This is a genomic window from Duganella sp. 1411 (assembly GCF_017833525.1).
In the GTDB taxonomy this organism is placed as follows: domain Bacteria; phylum Pseudomonadota; class Gammaproteobacteria; order Burkholderiales; family Burkholderiaceae_D; genus Rugamonas.
In genome coordinates this window covers 231,475-255,474 of record NZ_JAFICD010000006.1, presented here as the reverse complement: position 1 = coordinate 255,474, position 24,000 = coordinate 231,475, and the positions used below count along the sequence as shown (strand labels likewise).

General features: G+C 66.0%; 21 protein-coding genes. 9 read left to right on the top strand and 12 right to left on the bottom strand.

All coding sequences use genetic code 11. The features are described from left to right. Positions 1-11: 11 nt before the first annotated feature. The gene (locus JOD97_RS26080) at positions 12-935 is read right to left on the bottom strand and encodes a DMT family transporter (RefSeq protein WP_209725054.1); all 924 of its coding nucleotides are present in this window, start codon (positions 933-935) and stop codon (positions 12-14) included. A gap of 13 nt (positions 936-948) precedes the next feature. Next, positions 949-2,049, bottom strand: a complete 1,101-nt coding sequence (locus tag JOD97_RS26075; protein ID WP_209725052.1) for an aromatic ring-hydroxylating dioxygenase subunit alpha — start codon at positions 2,047-2,049, stop codon at positions 949-951. Positions 2,050-2,371: 322 nt separating this feature from the next. Here JOD97_RS26075 and JOD97_RS26070 point away from each other — a divergent pair, with 322 nt between their 5' ends. The 3 genes from JOD97_RS26070 to dxs are packed head-to-tail and all read left to right on the top strand — an operon-like array spanning position 2,372 to position 5,382. Further along, a complete protein-coding gene (locus JOD97_RS26070; RefSeq protein WP_209725050.1) occupies positions 2,372-2,626 on the top strand; it encodes an exodeoxyribonuclease VII small subunit in 255 nt (84 codons plus the stop codon). After that, a complete protein-coding gene (locus JOD97_RS26065; protein ID WP_209725048.1) occupies positions 2,623-3,513 on the top strand; it encodes a polyprenyl synthetase family protein in 891 nt (296 codons plus the stop codon). The genes JOD97_RS26070 and JOD97_RS26065 overlap by 4 nt, the downstream gene beginning before the upstream one ends. Continuing rightward, complete coding sequence (gene dxs, locus JOD97_RS26060; protein WP_209725046.1) at positions 3,514-5,382, top strand: 1-deoxy-D-xylulose-5-phosphate synthase; 1,869 nt, start codon at positions 3,514-3,516, stop codon at positions 5,380-5,382. It abuts the gene before it with no gap. Between the two features lie 175 nt (positions 5,383-5,557). On the opposite strand, the gene JOD97_RS26055 is transcribed toward dxs, so the two are convergent. After that, positions 5,558-6,793 carry an SGNH/GDSL hydrolase family protein gene (locus JOD97_RS26055; RefSeq protein ID WP_209725044.1) on the bottom strand — a complete coding sequence of 412 codons (1,236 nt, stop codon included), beginning with the start codon at positions 6,791-6,793 and terminating at the stop codon, positions 5,558-5,560. 98 nt (positions 6,794-6,891) lie between these two features. Here JOD97_RS26055 and JOD97_RS26050 point away from each other — a divergent pair, with 98 nt between their 5' ends. Further along, on the top strand, positions 6,892-7,818 hold the full coding sequence (locus JOD97_RS26050) for a LysR family transcriptional regulator (protein ID WP_209725042.1): 927 nt from the start codon (positions 6,892-6,894) through the stop codon (positions 7,816-7,818). 43 nt (positions 7,819-7,861) lie between these two features. Here JOD97_RS26050 and JOD97_RS26045 read toward each other — a convergent pair whose 3' ends face one another. Further along, entirely contained in the window at positions 7,862-8,437 is a 576-nt protein-coding gene (locus JOD97_RS26045; protein ID WP_209725040.1) for a cob(I)yrinic acid a,c-diamide adenosyltransferase, read from the bottom strand. 20 nt (positions 8,438-8,457) lie between these two features. Further along, positions 8,458-9,015: a suppressor of fused domain protein gene (locus JOD97_RS26040; protein ID WP_209725037.1), complete on the bottom strand. Its 558-nt coding sequence runs from the start codon at positions 9,013-9,015 to the stop codon at positions 8,458-8,460. A 126-nt stretch (positions 9,016-9,141) separates the two neighbouring features. Between JOD97_RS26040 and JOD97_RS26035 the strand changes: the two genes are divergently transcribed. The 3 genes from JOD97_RS26035 to glcF are packed head-to-tail and all read left to right on the top strand — an operon-like array spanning position 9,142 to position 12,981. Continuing rightward, positions 9,142-10,641 carry an FAD-linked oxidase C-terminal domain-containing protein gene (locus JOD97_RS26035; RefSeq protein WP_209725035.1) on the top strand — a complete coding sequence of 500 codons (1,500 nt, stop codon included), beginning with the start codon at positions 9,142-9,144 and terminating at the stop codon, positions 10,639-10,641. A 10-nt stretch (positions 10,642-10,651) separates the two neighbouring features. Then, positions 10,652-11,737, top strand: a complete 1,086-nt coding sequence (glcE, locus tag JOD97_RS26030; RefSeq protein ID WP_209725033.1) for a glycolate oxidase subunit GlcE — start codon at positions 10,652-10,654, stop codon at positions 11,735-11,737. An 8-nt stretch (positions 11,738-11,745) separates the two neighbouring features. Further along, positions 11,746-12,981 carry a glycolate oxidase subunit GlcF gene (glcF, locus tag JOD97_RS26025; protein ID WP_209725031.1) on the top strand — a complete coding sequence of 412 codons (1,236 nt, stop codon included), beginning with the start codon at positions 11,746-11,748 and terminating at the stop codon, positions 12,979-12,981. A 10-nt stretch (positions 12,982-12,991) separates the two neighbouring features. On the opposite strand, the gene JOD97_RS26020 is transcribed toward glcF, so the two are convergent. The 4 genes from JOD97_RS26020 to JOD97_RS26005 form a co-directional block, all read right to left on the bottom strand. Continuing rightward, the gene (locus JOD97_RS26020) at positions 12,992-15,505 is read right to left on the bottom strand and encodes an EAL domain-containing protein (RefSeq protein ID WP_209725029.1); all 2,514 of its coding nucleotides are present in this window, start codon (positions 15,503-15,505) and stop codon (positions 12,992-12,994) included. A 159-nt stretch (positions 15,506-15,664) separates the two neighbouring features. Next, on the bottom strand, positions 15,665-16,150 hold the full coding sequence (locus tag JOD97_RS26015; RefSeq protein ID WP_209725026.1) for a glutathione peroxidase: 486 nt from the start codon (positions 16,148-16,150) through the stop codon (positions 15,665-15,667). A gap of 13 nt (positions 16,151-16,163) precedes the next feature. Continuing rightward, complete coding sequence (locus JOD97_RS26010; protein ID WP_209725024.1) at positions 16,164-17,300, bottom strand: PilT/PilU family type 4a pilus ATPase; 1,137 nt, start codon at positions 17,298-17,300, stop codon at positions 16,164-16,166. Positions 17,301-17,414: 114 nt separating this feature from the next. After that, a complete protein-coding gene (locus tag JOD97_RS26005; protein ID WP_209725022.1) occupies positions 17,415-18,458 on the bottom strand; it encodes a type IV pilus twitching motility protein PilT in 1,044 nt (347 codons plus the stop codon). Between the two features lie 60 nt (positions 18,459-18,518). Here JOD97_RS26005 and JOD97_RS26000 point away from each other — a divergent pair, with 60 nt between their 5' ends. Next, positions 18,519-19,217 (top strand): YggS family pyridoxal phosphate-dependent enzyme, encoded by a 699-nt coding sequence (locus JOD97_RS26000; RefSeq protein WP_209725013.1) that lies wholly within the window; start codon positions 18,519-18,521, stop codon positions 19,215-19,217. 1 nt (position 19,218) lies between these two features. Next, positions 19,219-20,043 (top strand): pyrroline-5-carboxylate reductase, encoded by an 825-nt coding sequence (gene proC / locus JOD97_RS25995; protein WP_209725011.1) that lies wholly within the window; start codon positions 19,219-19,221, stop codon positions 20,041-20,043. An 89-nt stretch (positions 20,044-20,132) separates the two neighbouring features. Here the strand turns inward: proC and JOD97_RS25990 are convergent, their stop codons facing one another. The 3 genes from JOD97_RS25990 to ubiA all read right to left on the bottom strand — a co-directional run bounded on the left by JOD97_RS25990 (position 20,133) and on the right by ubiA (position 23,999). Then, complete coding sequence (locus tag JOD97_RS25990; RefSeq protein WP_209725009.1) at positions 20,133-22,271, bottom strand: DnaJ domain-containing protein; 2,139 nt, start codon at positions 22,269-22,271, stop codon at positions 20,133-20,135. Between the two features lie 434 nt (positions 22,272-22,705). After that, positions 22,706-23,056 (bottom strand): YqjD family protein, encoded by a 351-nt coding sequence (locus JOD97_RS25985; protein WP_209725007.1) that lies wholly within the window; start codon positions 23,054-23,056, stop codon positions 22,706-22,708. Between the two features lie 88 nt (positions 23,057-23,144). Beyond that, on the bottom strand, positions 23,145-23,999 hold the full coding sequence (gene ubiA / locus JOD97_RS25980) for a 4-hydroxybenzoate octaprenyltransferase (protein WP_209725005.1): 855 nt from the start codon (positions 23,997-23,999) through the stop codon (positions 23,145-23,147). Position 24,000 lies beyond the last annotated feature (1 nt).

The window sequence follows — 24,000 nt, the reverse complement described above, 5'->3', positions numbered from 1 at the left end:
TTCCGGACTCCTTAAACTTCGCTGGCGATCGGGTCGGTATTGGCGATGGCCTTACCGCGTTCGGTGTTACGGGTATTGTAGAACGTCGTGGCCACGCCCGACGCAAGAATGATGGCGATGCCGGCCCAGCTGTGCCAGCTGAACACGTCGCCGAACACCAGCACGCCCCAGATGCTGGAGAACACGATGCCGGTGTATTGCAGATTGGCGACGACCAGGGTCTGGCCCAGGCGGTAGGCGCGCGTCATGGCGATCTGCGCGCTGGTGGCGCACACGCCGATGCCCAGCAACAGCAACGCGCCGTGGGCGGTGTTGATCGGGTGCCAGACGGCCGGTTTGCCGCCGGCGAACAGGTAATTGCCGGCCACGCCGGCGACGATGTTCATCACCGCGAAATAGAACACCACGCGGTTTTCCGGTTCGCCCGCCAGGCCCAGCTTGCGCACCTGCATGTACGCCATCGCCGTCAGCACGCTGGAGAACAGCGCGACCAGCGCCGGCACCAGCTGGTTGCTGTCGAAGGCCGGCCGCAGCAGCAGGGTGACGCCGACAAAGCTCATCGCCACGGCCACCAGCAGCGGCCACTTGACCTGGTTCCTGGCGTGCCACCAGCCCATCGCGAACAGCCACACGGCGATCCAGATCGGTGACAGGTAGTTGAGCGTCATGGCCGTGGCCAGCGGCAGGTTGCCGATCGAGTAGTACCACAACCACAGCGAGATGACGCCGATCAGGCAGCGCCAGAAGTGGGCCATCGGCATCGTGGTGCGGAAGCTGCCGCCCTGCGCGCGGATGATCACCCCCAGCACGACGACGCCGACGATGCCCCGGTACATGACCATTTCGGATGTCGAGAACTCTTCGGAGGCCAGCTTCACGCACACCCCCATGACGGCGAACATGAAGCTGGCGAACAACATCCAAAGTGATTGCATCCGGTTTCCGTGGTTAGATGTCGATATTGGCGCGGTACCACTCGTGGAAGTGCTGCATGCCGTCTTCCATCGGTGATTGATAGGGGCCGGCGTCGGTGGTGCCGCGTTCGAACAGGGCCTTGCGGCCGGCGTCCATGCGCAGCGCGATCTCGTCGTCCTCGGCCACCGTTTCCATGTAGGCGGCGCGTTCGGCCTCGATGAACTCGCGCTCGAACAGCACGATCTCCTCGGGGTAGTAGAACTCCACCACGTTGCGGGTGCGCTGCGGGCCGTCCGGCCACAGGGTCGAGACGATCAGCACGTGCGGATACCACTCGACCATGATGTTCGGGTACAGGGTCAGCCAGATGGCGCCGTACGGCGGTGGTTCGCCGCCGCGGAACTTGAGCACCTGCTCCTGCCAGCGCTGGTAGATCTCGGAGCCGGACTTGAGCAGGCCCTTGTTGACGCCGACGGTCTGCACGCTGTAGTCGCGGCCGAATTCCCAGCGCAGGTCGTCGCAGCTGACAAAGCCGCCCAGGCCCGGATGGAACGGCTCGACGTGGTAGTCCTCCAGGTAGACCTCGATGAAGGTCTTCCAGTTGTAGTTGCAGACCTGCACCTCGGCGTGGTCGAACATGTAGCCGGAGAAATCGAGGTCGCCCGTCACCGACAGGTGTTTGAGCTTGTCCATGACGTTGTAGCCGTTTTGCTCGAACAGCAAGCCGTTCCAGCTTTGCAGCTGGGTTTTGGGCAGGTTCAGGCACGGCGTCTCGGGGAAGTGCGGCGCGCCGATCAACTCGCCCTTGAGGTCGTAGGTCCAGCGGTGCAGCGGGCAGACGATGTTGTTGGCGTTGCCACGGCCGTTGAACATCAGCGCCTGGCGGTGGCGGCAGACGTTGGACAGCAGCTCGAGCCCGTTAGCGTTGCGCACCAGCATACGCCCCTCGTTTTCGGAAACGAGGGTGGCGAAGTCGCCGACGTTCGGCACCATCAGTTCGTGCCCGACATAACGCGGACCGGCCTGGAATAATTGCTGCATTTCACGCTGCAACAGCGCTTCGTCGAAGTAGACGTTTACCGGCAGTTGCGCGTGTGGACGCGCCAGCTTGGCGTGGGTACCCAGATCGGACATCCCAACCCCCCTTAATATGTACATCAAACCAAAGAGAGACAGAATCCGTAAAGACCTGAATTCAAGTTCGTTGAAAATGGTATTTCGGACAGAACCGGCGATTATACCGCCTTTCGCTCACCCCCGACAGACCGCAGTGCTCGTTTTATGTGCAAAAACTTGTAACAACTGCATGCAGGTGAAGGATATGGGGGCGATTACGATAAAATCCATAGTCTGGCGCCGGCGCCGCCGCTATAGTTCCACCGGAGAAGGTGGTTTGTTCTAAAATAACGGGCTACACTGCGCTGGCACGTGTTTTCGCCTTGAAACCTGAGTGATTATGTCTAAGAAATTAACCGCCGATCCGACCACCGCCCCCGTCTCGTTCGAAGAAGCGATGGCCGAGCTGGCGACCTTGGTCGCGCAAATGGAAGCCGGGCAACTGCCGCTCGAAGCGTCGGTGGCCGCCTACGCGCGCGGCTCGGAGCTGGTCAAGTTCTGCGCCGCCCAGCTCGAGAAAGTCGAATCGCAGGTCAAGGTGCTGGAGGGCGACATGCTCAAACCGTTCGCGGAAAGCGGCGAGGCCGAACAATGAGCGGCGCCTTCGACGACTGGATGAAGACCGTGCAGGCCGGATCAGAAAACGATTTATCCGGTTTCCTGCCCCCGGCCACGGCGGTGCCGGCCAAGCTGCACGAGGCGATGCGCTACGCGCTGCTCGGCGGCGGCAAGCGCGTGCGCCCGCTGCTGGTGTACGCGGCCGGCGCGCTGTTCGACGCCGACCCGGCCACCTTGAGCCGCGCCGCCGCCGCCGTCGAAATGATCCACGCCTACTCGCTGGTGCACGACGACATGCCGTGCATGGACGACGACGCGCTGCGCCGCGGCAAGCCGACCGTGCACGTGGCCTACGACGAGGCCACCGCGCTGCTGGTGGGCGACGCGCTGCAGTCGCAGGCCTTCCTGGTGCTGTCCGAGGCCGGCGGCGTGCCGCCCGCGCGCCAGGTGGCGATGCTGCGCCTGCTGGCGCACGCCTCCGGCTCGGCCGGCATGTGCGGCGGCCAGGCGATCGATCTGGACAGCGTGGGCGTGAGCCTGACCCTGGAACAGCTGGAGCGCATGCACCAGCTCAAGACCGGCGCGTTGCTGCGCGCCGCCGTGATCCTCGGCGCGCTGGCCGGCAAGGACCTCGACGACGCCGAACTGGCGGCGGTGGACGCCTACGCGCGCGCCATCGGCCTGGCCTTCCAGGTGGTCGACGACGTGCTCGACGCGACGGCCGATTCGGCCACGCTGGGCAAGACCGCCGGCAAGGATGCGGCCGACAACAAGCCGACCTACGTCTCGATACTGGGTCTGGAACCGTCGCGCGCGCTGGCGCAAACATTGCGGCTCGACGCGCACGCAGCGCTCGCGCCGTTCGGAGATAAAGCTCTGCGGTTACGCGAACTCGCGGATTTGATCGTGCAGCGGAAGGCATAAATGAACTTGCTACAAAATATAGATTCACCCGCCGACGTGCGCAAACTGGCGTACTCGCAACTGACGCCACTGGCGCACGAACTGCGCGCCTACCTGCTCGACTCGGTCTCCAAGACCGGCGGCCACCTGTCGTCCAACCTGGGCACGGTGGAGCTGACCGTGGCGCTGCACTACGTGTTCAACACGCCGCACGACCGCATCGTCTGGGACGTCGGTCACCAGACGTACTCGCACAAGATCCTCACCGGCCGGCGCGAGCGCATGAACACGCTGCGCCAGTTGAACGGCATCTCCGGCTTCCCCAAGCGCGACGAGAGCGAATACGACACCTTCGGCACGGCGCACTCGTCGACGTCGATCTCGGCGGCGCTGGGCATGGCGCAGGCGGCCAAGATCAAGGGCGAGCACCGCCACGCGATCGCTGTCATCGGCGACGGCTCGATGACCGCCGGCATGGCGTTCGAGGCGCTCAACAACGCCGGCGTGCAGGACGACATCAACCTGCTGGTCATCCTCAACGACAACGACATGTCGATCTCGCCGCCGGTCGGCGCGTTGAACCGCTACCTGGCGCGCCTGATGTCGGGGCAGTTCTACGCGGCCGCCAAGAACGTCGGCAAATCGGTGCTGCCCGGCCCGGTGCTGGAACTGGCCAAGCGGCTGGAGGAACACGCCAAGGGCATGGTGGTCCCGGCCACGATGTTCGAGGAATTCGGTTTTAATTACATCGGCCCGATCGACGGCCACGACCTGGATTCGCTGATCCCGACGCTGCAGAACATCAAGCAGCTCAAGGGACCGCAGTTCCTGCACGTGGTGACCAAAAAAGGCCAAGGCTACAAACTGGCCGAGGCCGAGCCGACTTTGTATCACGGTCCGGGCAAGTTCAATCCGGCCGAAGGCATCAAGCCGGCCGCCGCGCCCGGCAAGATGACCTACACCGACGTCTTCGGCAACTGGCTGTGCGACATGGCCGCCGCCGACAAGAAGCTGGTCGGCATCACGCCGGCGATGCGCGAAGGCTCGGGCATGGTGCGCTTCGAGCAGGAATATCCGGACCGCTATTTCGACGTCGGCATCGCCGAGCAGCACGCGGTGACCTTCGGCGCCGGCCTGGCCTGCGAGGACATGAAGCCGGTGGTGGCGATTTATTCGACCTTCCTGCAGCGCGCCTACGACCAGTTGATCCACGACGTCGCGCTGCAAAACCTGGACGTTACGTTTGCACTGGACCGCGCCGGTTTGGTCGGCGCCGACGGCGCCACGCACGCGGGCAACTACGATCTGGCTTACCTGCGCTGCATTCCGAACATGGTCGTCATGGCCGCCTCGGATGAAAACGAATGCCGCCAGATGCTCACCACCGGCTACCAGTACAAGGGACCGGCGGCGATCCGCTATCCGCGCGGCGCCGGCATCGGCGCGGCGATCAAGCCGGAGTTGACGACGATCGAGATCGGCAAGGGCGAGATCAAGCGCAAGGGGCAGAAGATTGCGATCCTGGCGTTCGGGTCGATGGTCGCGCCGTCGTTGGCGGCGGGCGAGACGCTCGACGCGACGGTCGCCAATATGCGTTTCATCAAGCCGCTGGATGTGGAGTTGGTCAAGGAGCTGGCCGCCGATCACGATTATCTGGTGACGGTGGAAGAGGGCGCGATCATGGGCGGCGCCGGCTCGGCGGTGGCCGAGGCGCTGGCGGCCGAAGGCATCGTCAAGCAGGTGTTGATGCTTGGCTTGCCGGATAAATTCATCGACCATGGCGATCCGGTCAAGCTGCTGGCGAGCGTGGGTTTGGACGGCGCCGGTATCACCGCCTCGATCAAGAAGCGCTTCGACAACGAGCCGCGTTTGGTCGTCAACAACGGTTGATTTGTGCGTCTCGGTGGCGCATGCATTGGCGGATTACGGCGTTCCGCCTAATCCGCCCTACGTGCCTCCGGGGACACGCCAATTGAATGGCCGTTGACATATCAACGTGGGCGAGCGGATTAGCGCAGCGTAATCCGCCAATGCGTGCGCGGCCTGCGACCTATCTTCTGGCCGATCACGGCAATCCGCCAACCTCCACCACCTTCGCCATCGCTTCATACCCGGCGTCTCCGGGATGCAAATGATCGCCACTGTCATAGCGGGGCAACATGCGCGCTGGCCGCGACGGATCGCGCACCACCGCATCGAAATCGACCACGGCGTCGAACTCCCCACTCTCCCTGATCCACTGATTGACCTCGCGCCGCACCGCGTCTTTGGCGGGCGTGTAATAACCCTCGAACGGCGTGCCGTTCAGCGCCCCTTCAAACGGCAACAACGTCCCGCCGACGATGCGCACCCCGCGCACGCGCGCCTGCGCGATCAACTGACGATAAACGGCGATCATGCGCTCCGCACGCATCGGCGGCTCGTCCGGCGCGAACGCGCTTTGCGGCCAGCCGATGTCGTTGATCCCCATCAGAACCACGACGGTCCCGACTCCGGCCTGACCCAACACATCCCGCCCGAAACGCGCCGCCGCGTTCACACCCATGCGGTCGCCCAGCAGCCGGGCCCCGGAGATGCCGGCATTGACCACGCCGACGCCGTCCGCGCCCAGGCGCGCGGCCAGATAATCCGGCCAGCGCCGGTCGCGGTCCGGCGTCGAGCCGTTGCCGTCGGTGATAGAGTCCCCCAGCGCGACCACGACGCCTTTGCCGCCGGGCGCGTCGACCAAGATGGCGCTGAGCAGCGCGCGGCCATGCAGCGCCTGTGCATCCTTCAACGTGGCCGCGGTGGTGACGTTACCGTCTGCGATATGGCCGGTCTGCTGCGCACCCCAGTGGAATGTCTTCAGCGGCGTCGCCTGCGGCAGATAGACGCTGACCGTCAGCTTTTCCAGCGCGCCCACGGGCAGATCGACAGGATCGCTGACGAGCGGCGCGCCGGCCGGTATCGTGGCCGCGCGCTTGCCGCCAAACGTCAGCGCGTGATCCGGACCTCGTACGGCACCGGCCGCGTCTCCGGCACGGGCGATGCGCGCCTCGCCGATCACCATCGGCCGCTCGCCATAGCTGTTCGACAGGACGACACGCACGCGTCGCCCGCCGACGCTGATGCGCGCCGTCTCGCGCACGGTTTGCCGCTGCAGCATCGCCGGTACGGCCGTCGGCAAGGGAAAGTCCGCGCCCCAGGTGGCGTGCGGGCTGGCGTACCAACTCGACGTCCATGCCGTCGCTGGTTCGCCTGCCTGGATCGGAGGCGCCAGCGCGAGCGCGGCGGCCAGTGCGAGATTGGTCAGTGTTTTCATCGTGGGCTCCTTTAAAAACCGCACGATAGGCCATTCCAAATGTGACGGGAAGATGGCTTATTAGACTATACTTCATTCAAATATCGAATGACTGAACCATGGACACCATCCGCTCCTTGCGCTGCTTCGTGCGCGCCGTCGAACTGGGCAGCTTGTCCGCCGTCGCGCGCGAAGAGCGCACCACCCAGCCCACCGTCAGCAAGTTAATGGCCGCGCTGGAGCGCGAACTGGGCGTGCGCCTGCTCGAGCGCAGCACCACCAGCCTGCAGCCGACGCCGCAGGGAAGCCTGTTCTATCAGCGCGCGCTTGGCGTGCTGGCGGAATACCAGGAGGCGGTGGCCGAGGCGCGCGGCCAAACCGATACGCCGGCCGGGCTGATACGGGTCAACGCGCCGGCCGCCTTCGGCCAGTTTCGTCTGAACGCTTTGCTGGCCGCCTTCCTCGAACAATATCCGCAGGTCGACATCGAGCTGATACTCGACGACCGCATGGTCGATCTGGTCAAGGAGGGTGTCGATATCGCGCTGCGGCAGGGCGGCGAACTGCCGCCGGACGCGGTGGCCCGGCTGGCCGGCGTCTCGCCGAGGCATCTGGTGGCGGCACCGGCCTATCTGCGGCACCGCGGCCAACCACGCCGGCCGGCGGAACTGGCGGACTTCGATTACATCCGCTTCGCCTGGCTGGCCGATGGCGACATGCTGACGCTGCGCAGCGGCGACAAGGTTGAAAGCGTGGCCACGCGAGGGCGCTATCGCGTCAACCACGCGCTGGCGATCCGCGAAAGCCTAGCGGCCGGCGGCGGTATCGGATTGTGTCCGCTATGGCTGGTGCAGGATTTGCTCGACAGCGGGGCGCTGGTGCGCGTGCTGCCGGCGTGGGAGGGCCAGCCGCAGGCGCTGCGTCTGCTGTCGCCGTCGCGCCGCTATCAGCCGCTGCGGGCGCGCTTGCTGCTCGATCATTTGGTCGCCAATATCGCGCAACTGCCGGGCTACGCCAATGCGCAACCCCCGTCCTGGAATCCTTGAACGGAGCGCAGGCGCCGCCACCATGGGGTCTGACCCGACCGGGTCAGACCCCGCCCGGCGGTGCGGGTTTGCCGCGCCGTTCGTGCTGCCACAGCACGTCGCTGCCGCCGCCGAAGCGGTTCAACACCCGCGACAGCACGAACATCAGGTCCGACAGGCGGTTCACGTACTGGCGTGGATGCTCGTGGATGGTTTCCGTCTTGCCCAGGGTGACGATGGCGCGTTCGGCGCGGCGGCACACGGTGCGGCACACGTGCGCCTGCGACGCGGCGCGCGAGCCGGCCGGCAGGATGAATTCCGTCAGCGCCGGCAAGGTGGCGTTGTACTTGGCCAGCAGCGTGTCGAGCCGCTCGACGTGCGCCTCGGTGATCATCTGGTAGCCGGGGATGCACAACTCGCCGCCCAGGTCGAACAGGTCGTGCTGGATCGTCACCAGCTCCTCGCGCAGGTCGGCCGGCATGTCCTCGCACAGCAGCAAGCCGATGTGCGAGTTCAGTTCGTCGACCTCGCCGATAGAGTGGATGCGCACGCTGTCCTTGTCGGTGCGGCTGCCGTCGCCAAGGCCGGTGGTGCCGCCGTCGCCGGTGCGGGTGGCGATTTTTGAGAGTCGATTGCCCATGTGTGGCTCCTGGTGTCGAATTATTTGCCGGCGATGCTGGCGCGGGTCGGGTCGTAGGGATGGAAGCCCGGCGTGTTCCAGAAGGCCTCCGTCCCCTTGGTTTCGTACATGGCGATTTCCTCGTCGTACATCGGGAACAGGCCGGCCAGGTGGATGGTGCGGTCTTGCAGCTCGAATTTGACCTGGTCCTTGTTCAGGAACTGCGGACGGTAGACGAAGCAGGCGTTCATCGCGCTGTCGTCCGACATGGCGACATCCAGCGCGAACGACGACTGGTAAGCGAACGAGCGTTGGTTGAAGAACTCCTGCGCGAGGTAGGCGGCGCTCTTGCCCCAGCCCTGATCGGTGGTCTTCAGCGTGAAGCTCAGCTCAGGCTTGCCGTGCACCCAGTCCGGGTGGCTGGCGTTGGACAGGCCGGCCGTCACGGCCGTCAGCATGCCCGGCGCCGGGAAGTCGGCGAAGTAGAAGATCAACATGCGCGGACGACCGCTGAGCGTGATCTCGGCGATTTCCGTCGCCTGCCTGTTGAAACGCCGCTCCAGTGCCAGGAGCCACTCTTTTTCAAAATTGTATTCCATACTATCCCGAGGAGTTGATATAGCGACGGCCGGCCGATTATACGCCCCGTATCCGCCAAAGATATCGCCTGCCCGGGCGTTTGTGCTTACAATCGAGACTCACTCGTGTTTTCAGGCGCCGCTCCCATGAACACTGCCATACCCGAAGCTGCCGTGTTGGCCGATATCGCCAGCCGTCGCGCCCAGGTTTCCGAGGCGTTGCACAAAGTGCTGCCCGCACGCGCCATCCTGTCCGCGCCCGAGGATACCCGCCCTTACGAATGCGACGGTTTGGCCGCCTACCGCCAGTTGCCGATGATCGTCGTGCTGCCCGACAGCGAGGCGCAGATCGTCGCCGTGCTGGGCGTGTGCCGCGAATTGAATGTGCCGATCGTGCCGCGCGGCGCCGGCACTGGCTTGTCCGGCGGCGCGATGCCGATCGCCGATGGCGTGGTGCTGTCGACCGCGCGCCTGAACCAGATCGTGCGCATGGACGCGTATTCGCGCACGGCGGTGGTCCAGCCGGGCGTGCGCAACCTGGCGATCTCCGAGGCGGCGGCGCGGCACAACTTGTACTACGCGCCCGATCCGTCGTCGCAGATCGCCTGCACCATCGGCGGCAACGTGGCGGAGAACTCCGGCGGCGTGCATTGCCTGAAGTACGGCCTGACGGTGCACAACGTGCTGCGCGTGCGCATGGTGACCATCGACGGCGACGTGGTGGAGCTGGGCGGCGAGGCGCTCGACGCGCCGGGGCTCGATCTGCTGTCGGTCTTCATCGGCTCGGAGGGCATGCTCGGCATCGTGACCGAGGTGACGGTCAGGCTGATTCCCAAGCCGGCGACGGCGCGCGTGATCATGGCGTCGTTCGGCCGGGTGGTGGACGGCTGCGAGGCGGTGGCCGCGCTGATCGCGGCGGGCATCATCCCGGCCGGGCTGGAAATGATGGATCAAACCTCGTCGCGCATGGTCGAGCCGTTCGTCCGGGCGGGCTACGACACCGACGCCGCCGCGATCCTGCTGTGCGAGGCCGATGGCACCGCCGAGGAGGTGGAGGAGGAGATCGCCCGCATGTCCGCCGTGCTGCAAACGGCCGGCGCCAGCGCGATCGCCGTGTCGCAGTCGGAGGCGGAGCGGCTCAAGTTCTGGTCCGGCCGCAAGAACGCCTTTCCGGCGGCCGGCCGCATCTCGCCGGACTACTACTGCATGGACGGCACGATACCGCGCAAGCGCCTGGGCGAGGTCCTGACCGGCATCGCGGCCATGGAGACCAAGTATGGCCTGCGCTGCGCCAATGTGTTCCATGCCGGCGACGGCAATCTGCATCCGCTGATCCTCTTCAACGCCAACGTCCCCGACGAATTCGAACGCGCCGAGGCCTTCGGCGCCGAGATCCTGGCGCTGTGCGTGGCGGTGGGCGGCACCATCACCGGCGAGCATGGCGTGGGCATCGAAAAGATCGATTCGATGTGCGTGCAGTTCGCCCCGTCCGAGCTGGAGGCGTTCTTCTCGGTCAAGCGCGCGTTCGATCCGGCCGGCTTGCTCAATCCGGACAAGGCGATACCGACCCTGAACCGCTGCGCCGAATTCGGCAAGATGCGCGTCAGCGGCGGCGCGCTGCCGTTCGCCCATCTGCCGCATTTTTGAACGGAGCCACATGAACGACGCATCGACCAACTCGTTGACCGACATCGCCGCGCGGTTCGGCGCGCGCATCGCCGCCGCCACCGCCGCCGGCACGCCGCTGCGCATACGCGGCGGCGGCACCAAGGACTGGTATGGCCAGGCGTTCGACGGTGAGCCGCTCGACACGCGCGCCTATACCGGCATCGTGTCGTACGAACCGACCGAGCTGGTGATCACCGCGCGCTGCGGCACGCCGCTGGCCGAGATCGAGGCGCTGCTGGCCGAGCACAACCAGATGCTGGCTTTCGAGCCGCCGCATTTCGGCCCCGGCTCGACGATCGGCGGCGTGGTCGCCAGCGCCCTGTCCGGACCGCGCCGCGCCAGTGCCGGCGCCGTGCGCGACTTCGTGCTCGGCGCGGTGCTGATGGATGGACGCGGCGAGGCGCTGCGCTTCGGCGGCCAGGTGATGAAGAACGTCGCCGGCTACGACGTCTCGCGCCTGCTGGCCGGTTCGCTCGGCACCCTGGGATTGATACTGGAGGTGTCGCTCAAGGTGCTGCCCGTGCCGGTGAGCGAGGCGAGCCTGCGCTTCGACATGAGCGAGATCGAGGCGTTGACGCGGATGAACGAGTGGGCCGGCCAGCCGTTGCCGATATCGGCGAGCTGCTGGCACCAGGGCGCGCTGTCGCTGCGGCTGTCCGGCGCGGAGGCGGCGGTGGCGGCGGCGCGGCGCACGCTGGGCGGCGCGGGGCTCGACGACGGCCCGGCGTTCTGGGCGTCGTTGCGCGACCAGTCGCACGCTTACTTTGGCGGCGGCGGCAGCTTGTGGCGCCTGTCGGTGCCGCCGGCCGCCAGTGCCATCATCCTGGGCGGCGAGCAGTTGATCGAGTGGGGCGGCGCCCAGCGCTGGCTCAAGGTGGCCGAGTGCGACGCCGGGCAGACGGACGGCATCCGCCGGTCGGTGGCGGCGGCGGGCGGGCATGCGACGCTGTTCCGTGGCGGGCAAAGGCAGGTCGGCGTGTTCCATCCCCTGGCGCCGGCCGTGGCGAAGATCCACGACCGGCTGAAGCGGTCCTTCGATCCGGCGGGGATCTTCAATCCCGGCCGCATGTACTGAGAAATCCCATGCAAACCAATCTCGCCGATTTCATCAAGAACACGCCCGAAGGCGAAGAGGCCGACGCCATTCTGCGCTCCTGCGTCCACTGCGGCTTTTGCACGGCGACCTGCCCCACCTATCAGCTGCTCGGCGATGAGCTGGACGGGCCGCGCGGCAGGATTTATCTGATCAAGCAGGTGCTGGAGGGGGCGGAGGTCACCGCCAAGACGCAAACGCATCTGGACCGCTGCCTGACGTGCCGCAACTGCGAAACCACCTGTCCGTCCGGGGTCCAGTACGGGCGGCTGATCGACATCGGCCGCAAGGTGGTGGAGGAGCGTGTCGAGCGTCCGCTGATGGAGCGGTTTAAGCGCAAGGTGCTGAAAGAGGCCTTGCCGCGCAAGGCGGTCTTCACGGCGGCTTTACGCGCCGGCCAGCTTTTCCGCCCGCTGCTGTCGCCCGCGATGCAGGACAAGATTCCGGAAAGGGCGCGCGCCGGCGCCTGGCCGACGCGCGAGCGCGGGCGCAAGATGCTGGTGCTGGAAGGCTGCGTGCAGCCGGGCATGGCGCCCAACATCAACGCCGCCGCCGCGCGCGTGCTCGATGCGTTGGGGGTGCAACTGATCGTCGCGCCCAAGGCCGGCTGCTGCGGCGCGGTGCGTCATCACCTGAACGATCATGAGGCGGCGCTGGATGATATGCGGCGCAATATCGATGCGTGGTGGCCGTATATCGAGCGTGGGGCGGAGGCGATCGTCATGACGGCGTCGGGCTGCGGTTCCATGGTCAAGGATTACGGGCATCTGCTGGCGCATGACAGTGAGTATGTCGGCAAGGCGGCGCGCATCTCGATGCTGACACGCGATTTGAGCGAAATCATGCCGGAGTTCGAGGAGGGGCTGGCGCGCCTTGGCGCCGTCATCAAGGAGCGGGTGGCTTATCATCCGCCTTGCACGCTGCAGCACGGGCAGCAGATACGCGGCAAGGTGGAGGGGGTGCTGCGCGCCGTCGGTGTCGATGTGGTGTTGTGCGCGGACAGTCATTTGTGCTGTGGCTCGGCGGGTACGTATTCGCTGCTGCAGCCGGAGTTGTCGCTGCAGCTGCGCGACCGCAAGCTGGCCAACCTGGCCGATACGGGGGCGGCGACCATCGTCTCGGCCAATGTCGGTTGCACGGCGCATTTGCAGTCGGGGACGCTGACGCCGGTGTTGCATTGGATCGAGTTGATTGATCGCGCGCTGGCGGGGCGCAAGCGCCGTTGAGCCGCCCGCGTTACGTCGGTGCGAACAACGGGATTTGCGCGGTGCCGCCGGCCGGTTCCTGGCCGTGCAGGTTGACGATCGGCGGCAAGCCGGCGGCGGCCTGCCACGTCGGCGCCATGTCGAAGCCGGCCACCCACTCCAGCACCTCGTCCGCCGGCATCGGCCGCGCGATGCCGTAGCCCTGCACCAGATCGCAGCCCAGCCGCATCAGCATGGCGCCGTGTTCGACCGTCTCGACGCCCTCGGCGATCACGCCCAGCCCGAACGACCTGGCCAGGCCGATGACCGCGCTGACCAGATGCAGGTCGTCGCGGTCGACCAGCATGTTGCGCACGAAGCTTTGATCGATCTTTAACACGTCCGCCGGCAGCCGCTTGAGGTAGGACATCGACGAGTAGCCGGTGCCGAAATCGTCGAGCGCGAAACTGATGCCCAGCGCCTGGCAATCGAGCATGATGCTGCGCACGTGATTGATGTCGCTGAGCGCCGACGACTCCAGGATCTCCAGCTCCAGCATGTGCGGCGGCACGTCCGGGAACTCCGACAGGATCGTGGTGAGGCGGTCGACGAAATCGCTGCGCTGGAAATGGCGGGCGGCGATGTTGACGCTGATGACCCACGTCGGATCGAAGACGCGCCATTGCTGCAGCTGGCGCAGGGCTTCGCGCAGCACCCATTCGCCGATGTCGACGATCACGTCGCTGTGTTCGACGATGGGCAGGAACTCCGCCGGCCCGACGACGCCGCGCACCGGATGCTGCCAGCGCAGCAGCGCTTCCATGCCGATGATGCGGCCCTTGCGCATGTCCAGCTTGGGCTGGTAGTACAGCCGCAGCTCGCCGGCGCGCAAGGCCGTGCGCACCTCGGTGCGGCGGTTGTGATGGGTGCGCACCTGCTCGTCGAGGTCGGCGTCGAAGAAGTGGAAGCGTTTGCGGCCCATCATCTTGGCCTGGTACAGCGCCTGGTCGGCCTGGCGCAGCAGGCTGTCGGCGCTGACCTCGTTGCCGGTGAAGACGGCGATGCCGGCGCTGGCGGACATCGCCACCGTCTTGCCCTCGCACAGGTAGTCGCGCGACAGCGCCGTCATCAGCCGTTCCATCGCCACCTCGACGGCCACGCGCGAGTGCATCTCCGGCAGCAGCAGGACGAATTCGTCGCCGCCCAGGCGCGCGACGTAGTGGCGCTGGCCGGCGAAGTCGTGCAGGCGGCTGGCCACCTGTTTGAGCACCTCGTCGCCGATGGCGTGGCCCAGCGCGTCGTTGACCTGCTGGAAGTGGTCCAGGTCGAACAGGCACACGGCCAGCAGATAGTCACGCTCGCGCGCGTGCGCGACCTCGTTTTCGAAGCGCGCCGCCAGCGCCGCGCGGTTGGGCAGGCCGGTCAGGATGTCGTGGTTGCTTTGCCAGGAGATCTGCTGCATCAACTGGCGGCGTTCGGTGACGTCGCGGAACACCAGCACCGAGCCTTGCACCTCGCCGTGGGCGGCGCGGATGCCGTTGGCCGTGTACTCCACGGTCATGGTTTGGCCGTGCCGGTTGCGCAGGCTCTGGTTGCCGACCTTGACCACCTCGCCGCCGCCGTAAATCGCCGACATCGCCTTGAGCAGCGAGTGCTGGCCGAAGTTATTCGCCAACACAAACACCTGGTGCAGCTCCATGCCGCGCGCGTGCGCCTCCGGCCAGCCGGTGAGCTGCTGGGCGACCTGGTTGATCGATTCGATTTTCCCCGTCAGGTCGGTGGTGATGACGGCGTCGCCGATGGACGCCAGCGTCACCTCGATGCGCTCCTTTTGCGCCTGCAGCTGGTCTTGCGCGGCCAGCGTGCGTTTGAGCTGCTCGCTGAGCTCTTTCTCGCTCAGTTGCAGCTTGTCGACCAGCGCCTGCACGCGCTGCGCCATGTTGTTGAAGGTGACCGCCAGCATGCGCGCCTCCAGCGTGCCGCCGACCGGCAGCCGCACATCGTGCTCGCCGCCCTGGAAGCGCCGGGTGGCGTCGTTGAGGCGCTTGAGCATGCGCTTGTTGGCGTAGATGATAATCCCCAGCAGCGTGTAGATGACGGCGACGTTGATGGCGGTGATGACCATCTGCTTCCAGACCGAGGCCCAGACGGCGGCCACCGGCAGCGCCGGATCGAACTCCAGCACCAGGCTGGCGGTGCCGATGTAGATGTGGCGGCGGATCGGCACCAGCGGGTGCAGCTTGCCGAACCACGCCGGGAAGTCCGCCCGTGGCGGCGGCTGGCGCAGCGCCTCCAGATGGCCGCCGGCGTAGTCCAGGCGGGCGGCGACCAGATCGGGACTGAGCAGCAGGGCGTCGGCCAGCGTGCCGTCGAGCGCGGCGCGGTCGGGGACGGCCAGCGCCGGCAGCAGCGCCTTGTGCAGGTAGATGCCGATGTCGCTGGCATCCTGTTGATAGCGGGCGTCGGCGGTGGCGGTCTCGCCCTGGAACAGCAGCGTGTAGCGCACGCCCACCACCATCGCGATGATGATGAAAATGGGCACGAACAGACGGGAATACATTCCCATCCGCAGCCACGGTGACAGTAGTTTTCCAAACACGGACATAGGTAACTGATTCGATTGGAAAGGACCAAGGGCCATTATTACCGAAAAGTTAACCTAAGGCACGTTTTTCAGAAAACGCAGGCGGAATTGACGGGATGTACTGGACAGTTTTGGTGGATTTTATTCGGCCAGCAGCTTTTCGATGTCGGCCACCAGTTCCTCCGGCTTGGTGGCCGGCGCGTAGCGGTTGAAGACGGTGCCGTCCTTGCGGACCAGGAACTTGGTGAAATTCCACTTGATCGCCTCGGTGCCGAGGATGCCGGGCGCGTCCTTCTTCAGCTTGGCGAACAGCGGGTGGGCGTGCTCGCCGTTGACGTCGATCTTGGCGAACAGCGGGAAGGTGACGCCGTAGTTCTTCTCGCAGAAGGCGCCGATCTCGTCGGCCTGTCCCGGCTCCTGCCCGCCGAACTGGTTGCACGGGAAGCCGAGCACGGTCACGCCCCGGTCCTTGAATTGTTGGTAGACCTGCTCGAGGCCCTGGTACTGGGGCGTGAAGCCGCACTTGCTGGCGGTGTTGACGATCAACAGGACCCGGCCCTGGTATTGGCGCAGGTCGACGGGGGCACCCGCCAGGCTGTCGGCGGAGAGGTCGAAGATGGTGCTCATGGGTGTGTCCTTTTCAGATGATGCCGAGATGTTCGGTGCCGGCCGACAGGTCGCGGTTCTTGGCGGCCTTGCCTTCCAGCTTGATAGCCAGTCGCAGGTCGTTGACGGAATCGGCGTTGCGCAGCGCGTCCTCGTACGTGATGATATCGGCTTCGTGCAGATCGAACAGCGACTGGTCGAAGGTCTGCATGCCCAGCTCGCGCGACTTCTTCATCAGCTCCTTGATCTCGTGGACCTGGCCTTTGAAGATCAGGTCCGAGATCAGCGGCGAATTGAGCATGATCTCGATCGCCACCGCGCGGCCCTTGGCCTCCTTGCGCGGGATCAGGCGCTGGGAAATCATGCCCTTCAGGTTCAGCGACAGGTCCATCAGCAACTGCTGGCGGCGCTCCTCGGGGAAGAAATTGATGATGCGGTCGAGCGCCTGGTTGGCGCTGTTGGCGTGCAGGGTGGCCAGGCACAGGTGGCCGGTCTCGGCAAAGGCGATCGCGTGGTCCATGGTCTCGCGGTCGCGGATCTCGCCGATCTGGATCACGTCGGGGGCCTGGCGCAGCGTGTTTTTCAGCGCCACTGCCCAATCGTCGGTGTCGACGCCGACTTCGCGCTGGGTCATGATGCAGTTCTTGTGCGGGTGGACGTACTCGACCGGGTCCTCGATGGTGATGATGTGGCCGTAGCTGTGCTCGTTGCGGTGGTTGACCATGGCCGCCAGGGTGGTGGACTTGCCGGAACCGGTGGCGCCGACCATGATCACCAGGCCGCGCTTGGCCATGACGACGTCCTTGAGCACCTCGGGCAGGCCGAGGTCGTCGAGTTTGGGGATGTCGCTGGTGATGGTCCGCAGCACCATGCCGACCGAGCTCATCTGCACAAACGCCGACACCCGGAAGCGGCCCAGGTCGCCGGGGCTGATGGCGAAGTTGGCCTCCTTGGTCAGCTCGAACGACGCGGTCTGCTTATCGTTCATGATGGAGCGTGCCAGGTCGACGGTATGGGCGGCGGTCAGCACCTGGGACGACACGGGCGTCATCTTGCCGTCGATCTTGATCGCCGGTGGAAAGCCGGCGGTGATGAACAGGTCCGAGCCTTTTTTGCTGGTCATCAAGCGCAGCAGATCGAACATGAATTTGGAGGCCTGGTCGCGTTCCATGGTATTCCTTTCAATCCGGGGTCAGGTCCACCATTTCTACACGGGCTGTGCCGTAGTGGCCACTACGGCACAGCCCGTGTAGAAATGGTGGACCTGACCCCGGAGTTTGGCGTTTTAGCCGGGGAAGTTGTCGGGGGTTTTGGCGGCGCTGCGGGCGGCGGCGGCGGAGATGACGTTGCGCCGCACCAGGTCCGTGAGGTTCTGGTCCAGGGTTTGCATGCCGACGTTGCTGCCGGTCTGGATCGCCGAGTACATCTGCGCGATCTTCGATTCGCGGATCAGGTTGCGGATCGCCGGCGTCGCCACCATGATCTCGTGCGCCGCCACCCGCCCGGCGCCGTCCTTGGTCTTGAGCAGCGTCTGCGAGATCACCGCCTGCAGCGATTCCGACAGCATCGCCCGCACCATCTCCTTTTCGTCGGCCGGGAAGACGTCGACGATGCGGTCGATCGTCTTGGCCGCCGACGACGTGTGCAAGGTGCCGAACACCAGGTGGCCCGTCTCGGCCGCCGACAACGCCAGCCGGATCGTTTCCAGGTCGCGCAGCTCGCCCACCAGGATCGCGTCCGGGTCCTCCCGCAGCGCCGAGCGCAGCGCGTTGTTGAACGACAGCGTGTGCGGCCCCACCTCGCGCTGGTTGATCAGGCATTTCTTCGATTCGTGCACGAACTCGATCGGGTCCTCGATCGTCAGGATGTGGCCGTACTTGTTTTCGTTGAGGTGGTTGACCATCGCCGCCAACGTCGTCGATTTGCCCGAGCCCGTCGGCCCCGTCACCAGCACCAGCCCGCGCGGCTTGAGCGCGAACTCGGCGAAGATCTTCGGCGCGTTGAGCTCCTCGAGGCTGAGGATCTTCGACGGGATCGTGCGCAGCACCGCCGAGGCGCCGCGCTCCTGGTTGTAGGCGTTGACGCGGAACCGCGCCAGCCCCGGGATCGCGAACGAGAAGTCGACCTCCAGCATCTCCTCGTACGCCTTGCGCTGGCCGTCGTTCATGATGTCATAGATCATGCCGTGCACGTCCTTGTGCTCGAGCGGCGGCAGATTGATGCGCCGCACGTCGCCGTGCACCCGTATCATCGGCGGCAGCCCCGCCGACAGGTGCAGATCCGAAGCCTTGTTCTTGACGGAGAATGCGAGAAGTTCGGATATGTCCATTTATAATCCCTGCCTGGCGTTGGTGTGATGACGCTTACCGCTGTCTTTTACTCGATGATTATGTCCCCGATCCCCCAAAACTTGCAAGCAATCACCGCGACTATCGTTGCCGCCGCTCAAGAATCCGGCCGTGCGCCGCAGGCCGTGCGCTTGCTGGCCGTATCCAAGACTTTCGGTCCGCAAGCCGTGCTCGAGGCGGTCGCGGCCGGCCAGCGGGCGTTCGGCGAGAACTATTTGCAGGAGGCGCTCGACAAGATCGCCGCGCTGCGCGACCAGCCGGCGCCGTTGGAGTGGCATTTCATCGGCCCCATCCAGAGCAACAAGACGCGGCCCATCGCCGAGCACTTCGACTGGGTCCACACCGTCGAGCGCGAGAAGGTCGCGCAGCGCCTGTCCGAGCAGCGGCCGGCCGGCATGGCGCCGCTGCAAATCTGTTTGCAAGTCAATATCAGCGGCGAGGCCAGCAAGAGCGGCGTCGCCCCGGACGAGGTGGCGGCGCTGGCCCACAAGGTCGCGGCGCTGCCCAATCTGACGTTGCGCGGCCTGATGGCGATCCCCGAGCCGGCCGTGGAATTCGACCAGCAGCGCGCCGCGTTCGCGCGCCTGCGTCTGTTGTACGAACAATTGCGCGCCGACGGCCTGGCGCTCGATACGCTGTCGATGGGCATGTCGGCCGACCTGCGCGCGGCGATCTTCGAGGGCGCCACCATCGTGCGCGTCGGCAGCGCCATTTTTGGATCACGAACTTACAAGGCTTGATATGAAGATTGCATTTATTGGCGGCGGCAACATGGCCTCCGCGTTGATCGCCGGCCTGGCCGGCAAGCTGACCGACGGCGCCAACATCCACGTGGTCGACCCCAATCCGGCGTCGCTGGAAAAACTGCGGCAGCAATACGGCGTGACTACCGCCGCCGCCGCCGACGCCGCCCTCGGCGCGGCCGATGTGATCGTGTTGGCGATCAAGCCGCAGAGCATGCGCGAGGTTGCCGCCCAGCTGCTGCCGCTGCTGGACCAGGCCAAGCGGACGCTGATCGTGTCGGTCGCGGCCGGCATCCGCAGCGCCGACCTGTCGCGCTGGCTGGGCGGCTACGGCGCCATCGTGCGCTGCATGCCGAACACGCCGGCCTTGATCGGCATGGGCATCACCGGCATGGTCGCCGCCGCCGGCGTCAGCGCCGAGCAGAAGCAGGCCGCCGACGATATCCTGCGCGCGGTCGGCCCCACCGTGTGGCTCGACGACGAGGCCAAGATCGACGCGGTGACGGCGGTGTCGGGCAGCGGTCCGGCCTACGTGTTCTACTTTATCGAGGCGATGCAGCAGGCGGCCGCCGAATTGGGCCTGAGCGCGGAGCAGGGCACTCAGCTGGCGCTGGCGACGTTCGCCGGCGCGGCGCAGCTGGCCACCCGTTCCAGCGAGCCGGTCTCGCTGTTGCGCGAGCGCGTCACGTCCAAGGGCGGCACCACGTATGCGGCGCTCACCAGCATGGAGCAAAGCGGCGTCAAGGCGGCCATCGTCACGGCCGTCAAGGCGGCCGCTGCGCGAGGCAAGGAGATGGGCGACGAGCTGGGCGCGGCCAACTGATAACCCGCCGCCGCACGGCGCGCGCAAAAAAACGGGCCGGTTCCAGCGATGTAGCTGGAACCGGCCCGTTGGCGTTGCGGGGAACGACGTTATTGCGCCAGCGACTTGACGCCTTTGCCCAGCTCCTCTTGCACGTGGCACAGGGCCTCGTTCAGCGCGATCTGGTTCTGGATCGCCGCCATCGCGGTCTGGGCCGCCATGGTGATGGCGGCCGAGGCCTGGGCCGCCGCGATCGTGGCGGCGGCTTCGGCCGAGCCGGCCAGGGTCCCGGCCGTGCCAGCCACGTTGCCGACCGAGTCAGCCACCGAGTCCTTGTCTTTATCCTTGACCGATTCGCGCTTGTCCAGGTCGGCCAGGGCGGCGTCGCGCGCGTTGTTGATCTCCTTCTGCTTCTCGGGATCGCCGCCTTTGTCCGGATGGTGTTGCAGCGACAGCTTGCGGTAGGCCTGGTTGATCTCGTCGCGGGTCGCGTCGGGACCGACACCGAGTACCTCGTTCCACGGCCGGGGCGCGGACGCGGTGTCCGGCTTGGTCTCGGATTTGCTCTCGGATTTGGTCTCCGGCTTGGCCTCGGGCTTCGCTTCAGTCTTCGCTTCTGGCTTCGCTTCAGGCTCGATTAGCAACCTGGTCACCGTCTTCGCTTCGGGCTTGGCTTCGGGTTTCGTCTCCGGCTTGGCTTCGGACTTCGTCTCCGGCTTCGTTTCAGGCTTAGCCTCGGACTTGGTCTCCGGCTTCGCTTCCGGCTTGGTTTCGGACTTGGTCTCCGGCTTCGCTTCCGGTTTCACCTCGGGACCGTTGCCTGCCTTGGTGCGCTTCTCCAGATCGGCCAGGGCGGCGTCGCGCGCGTTGTTGATTTCCTTCTGCTTCTCGACGTCGCCACCCTTGTCCGGATGGTGTTGCAGCGACAGCTTGCGGTAGGCCTGGTTGATCTCGCCACGGGTGGCGTTCGGGCCGACACCGAGGACTTCATGCCAGTTGGACGCCGGCTTCTCCGGTTTGGCTTCGGATTTGGCTTCGGGTTTGGCCTCCGGTTTGGCCTCCGGGCCATGCGCGTAACCAGGCGGCGGCGCGCCCGCGTCCGGGTGATGCATGCCCGCCGGCGACGGCGCGCCGGTATGCGGCGTCTCGCCGTGGCCGCCGTGACGCGACCCCATCATGCCCAGCGCCGCGCCGCCCAGCATCAGCGCTTCGCCGCCATGGCCGTTGGTCGCCTTCTGCAGCGCCTCGTTGACGCCGACGCCGACGCCGGTTTCCGCCGCGCGTTTCAACAGGCCCTTGGGCCCGCCGATCAAGCCGCCCACCACGTCCTGCACCATGGCGTTGCCGATGTGGGCGGTCTGCATGGTGGCGATGGCGGCGTTGGCCGCCAGGCCTTCCGGCGTCAAGTCGCACGCCAGCGAGACGGCGCTCACGGCGGTGTTCAGCCCGTCCCGCAGCGCCTGGCCGCCGTGGCCGCTGACGACGTCCTTGGTCATGGCGACCGCGCCGTCCACCGTGCCGGCCAGGTCCTTGGCGACGCCGTCGGCCACCTGGTCGGTGATCTTGACCGTGGTGTCGATGCCCTTGTCGATCGTGTGGCTGGCCTTCTCGGCAAAGCGGTCGACCGACTTGGAGATGTGCATGCCCTCGAGCCCGGCGGCGGCGCAATCGGTCGCGCATTTGCCGACCTCGCCGGCATTGGCAACGGCGGTCTTGGCCAGCGTGGCGGCGTCCTTGCCCAGGTCGCCGACCGCGTGGCCCCAGTCGCTGGCGCCTTTGGACAGGTCGTGCTTGGCCGCGTCGAAGTGCCCGGTGAACACGTCCTTGGTCAGGTGGCCGGCGTCGCTGGCCAGGGTGGCGGTGTTGTTGGCCAGGCTGTGGCCGACTTTGTCGACCGCGTTGACCGTGTTGTCGGCCATTTTTTTGGCCATCTGCTTGGCGTTGGCCGCCATTTTGTCCATCGCCTTGGACAGGTGCAGGTCGACGGTGGCGTCGGCCGCCGCGTCGACGGCGGCCTTCTCCATGTCCGTCAGGCCCTTGGTCAGGCTGGTGCCGACGTTGGCGACGTCGTTCAACGCCGCGCGCAGCCGGCCATGGGCGATGTCGTTGACCGCGTGCGCCGCCTCCTCGGCGGCATGGCCGATATCCTTGGCGACATTTTCGACGCCGTGCACGATATCCTTGGCGGCGTGCTCGACCGCATGTCCGATGTTATGGAACGCGTGCTTCAGTTTGTGCCAGAAACTCATGATATTTCCTCTCTTCTGAAGTGATGGTCAGCGGGGGCTGTCCGGATGGTTGGGGCGGGAAAGGGGCGGCGACGAGGTGATGCTGGTTGAACTCATAAATGCCTCAAGTGGTTGAGAGATGGATGGGCCATTCGGGGAGACGCACCTCGGCGACGGGAGGCATGCTCCGCGTCATGCATCTGCAAGGTGCGTGCTTCCTGTCGGGGTGGTTTTCGGCATTGATGTGCCGGACTTAGCTTGCGCGTGTCAACAATAGGGCATGGCCGCGAGCGGGCCGTGCGCGCAAGCGAATCGGCGGCGCGGCAGGCGAAGCGCCGGCGGGCGCTGTTACCGTTGTGTGGGGAGGTTGGTGAGACTTGGTAGTTCGGCACGCCTGCGCGGCGTGCCGAAGGAGAGAAAAAACGGGAGAAAAAGCGGGATGCCGCCGCGGCGGCTTATCTGCGCGAGGCCAGTATGCCGACCAGGACGCCGACGGCCGCGCCCAGGCCGACCGCCTTCCACGGGTTGTCGCGCACGTAGACGTCGGCGCTTTGGGCGATTTCGTGGCTGCGGGCGATGACGCTGTCCTCGAGCTTGCGCAGGTCGCTCTTGGCGGTGCGCAGCGTGTCTTCGAAGCGGGCGCGGACCTCGGAGGCGGTGCCGCTGACTTGCTCGCCGGCGTCGCTGAGGTAGTGTTCCGCTTCGCCGATGGCGGTCTTCAAGCCGTCCATCAGCTTTTCGCGCGCCGCGCCGCTGGCCGCCTGGCCGTTGGAGACGCCATTGCCGTTCTGATGAGTTTGATCCATGGTGATGCCCTCCTGTCTGTCGCGTGGTGAAAGGGGATAGCCAGTGTAGGCGCCAAGTATGGGGCGCCTTTGCGTTGGCTCAATCGTGTCAGCGCAGCGCGTAGTCGACCGCGATACCGGCGAACACCGCCGCACCGAGCCAGTTATTATGGCGGAAAGCGTAAAAACACGCGTCGCGCTCGCGTGCGCGGATCAGCGTGTAGTGATACGCGGCGATGCCGGCCGCCACCGCCAGGCCGGCGACGAACCACGCGCCCAGGCCCAGTTGCAGGCCGCACGCCAGCAGCAGCGCCAGGTGCGCGCCGTAGCACAGCATGACGGCGGCGACGTCGTAGCGGCCGAAGGTGATGGCCGAGGTCTGGATGCCGATTTTCAAGTCGTCGTCGCGGTCGACCATCGCATACTCGGTGTCGTAGGCGACCGCCCAGAAGACGTTGCCCAGCAGTAGCACCCAGGCCACCGGCGGCACCGTGTTCTGGAGCGCCGCGAACGCCATCGGGATGCCGAAGCCGAAGGCGATGCCCAGATACGCCTGCGGGATGGCGAAGAAGCGCTTGAAGTACGGGTAGGTGCCGGCGATGACGACGGCCGCCACCGACAGCTGCTTGGTGAGCGCGTTGAGCGGCAGGATCAGGCAGAACGAGACGAGCGCCAGCAGGGCGGCGATGGCCAGCGCCTCCTTGCCGCTGATGCGCCCGCTGGTGATGGGGCGCTGCGCGGTGCGCTTGACGTGCTTGTCGATGTCCTGGTCGGCGTAGTCGTTGATCGCGCAACCGGCCGAGCGCATCAGCAGGGTGCCGAGCGCGAAGATCAGCACCACTTTCCAGTCCGGCTTGCCGCCCGAGGCCAGCCACAGCGCGCATAAAGTCGGCCACAGCAGCAGCAGGGTGCCGATGGGTTTGTCCAGTCTGACCAGGCGGAAGTACAGCTGCAGCTTGTTCATC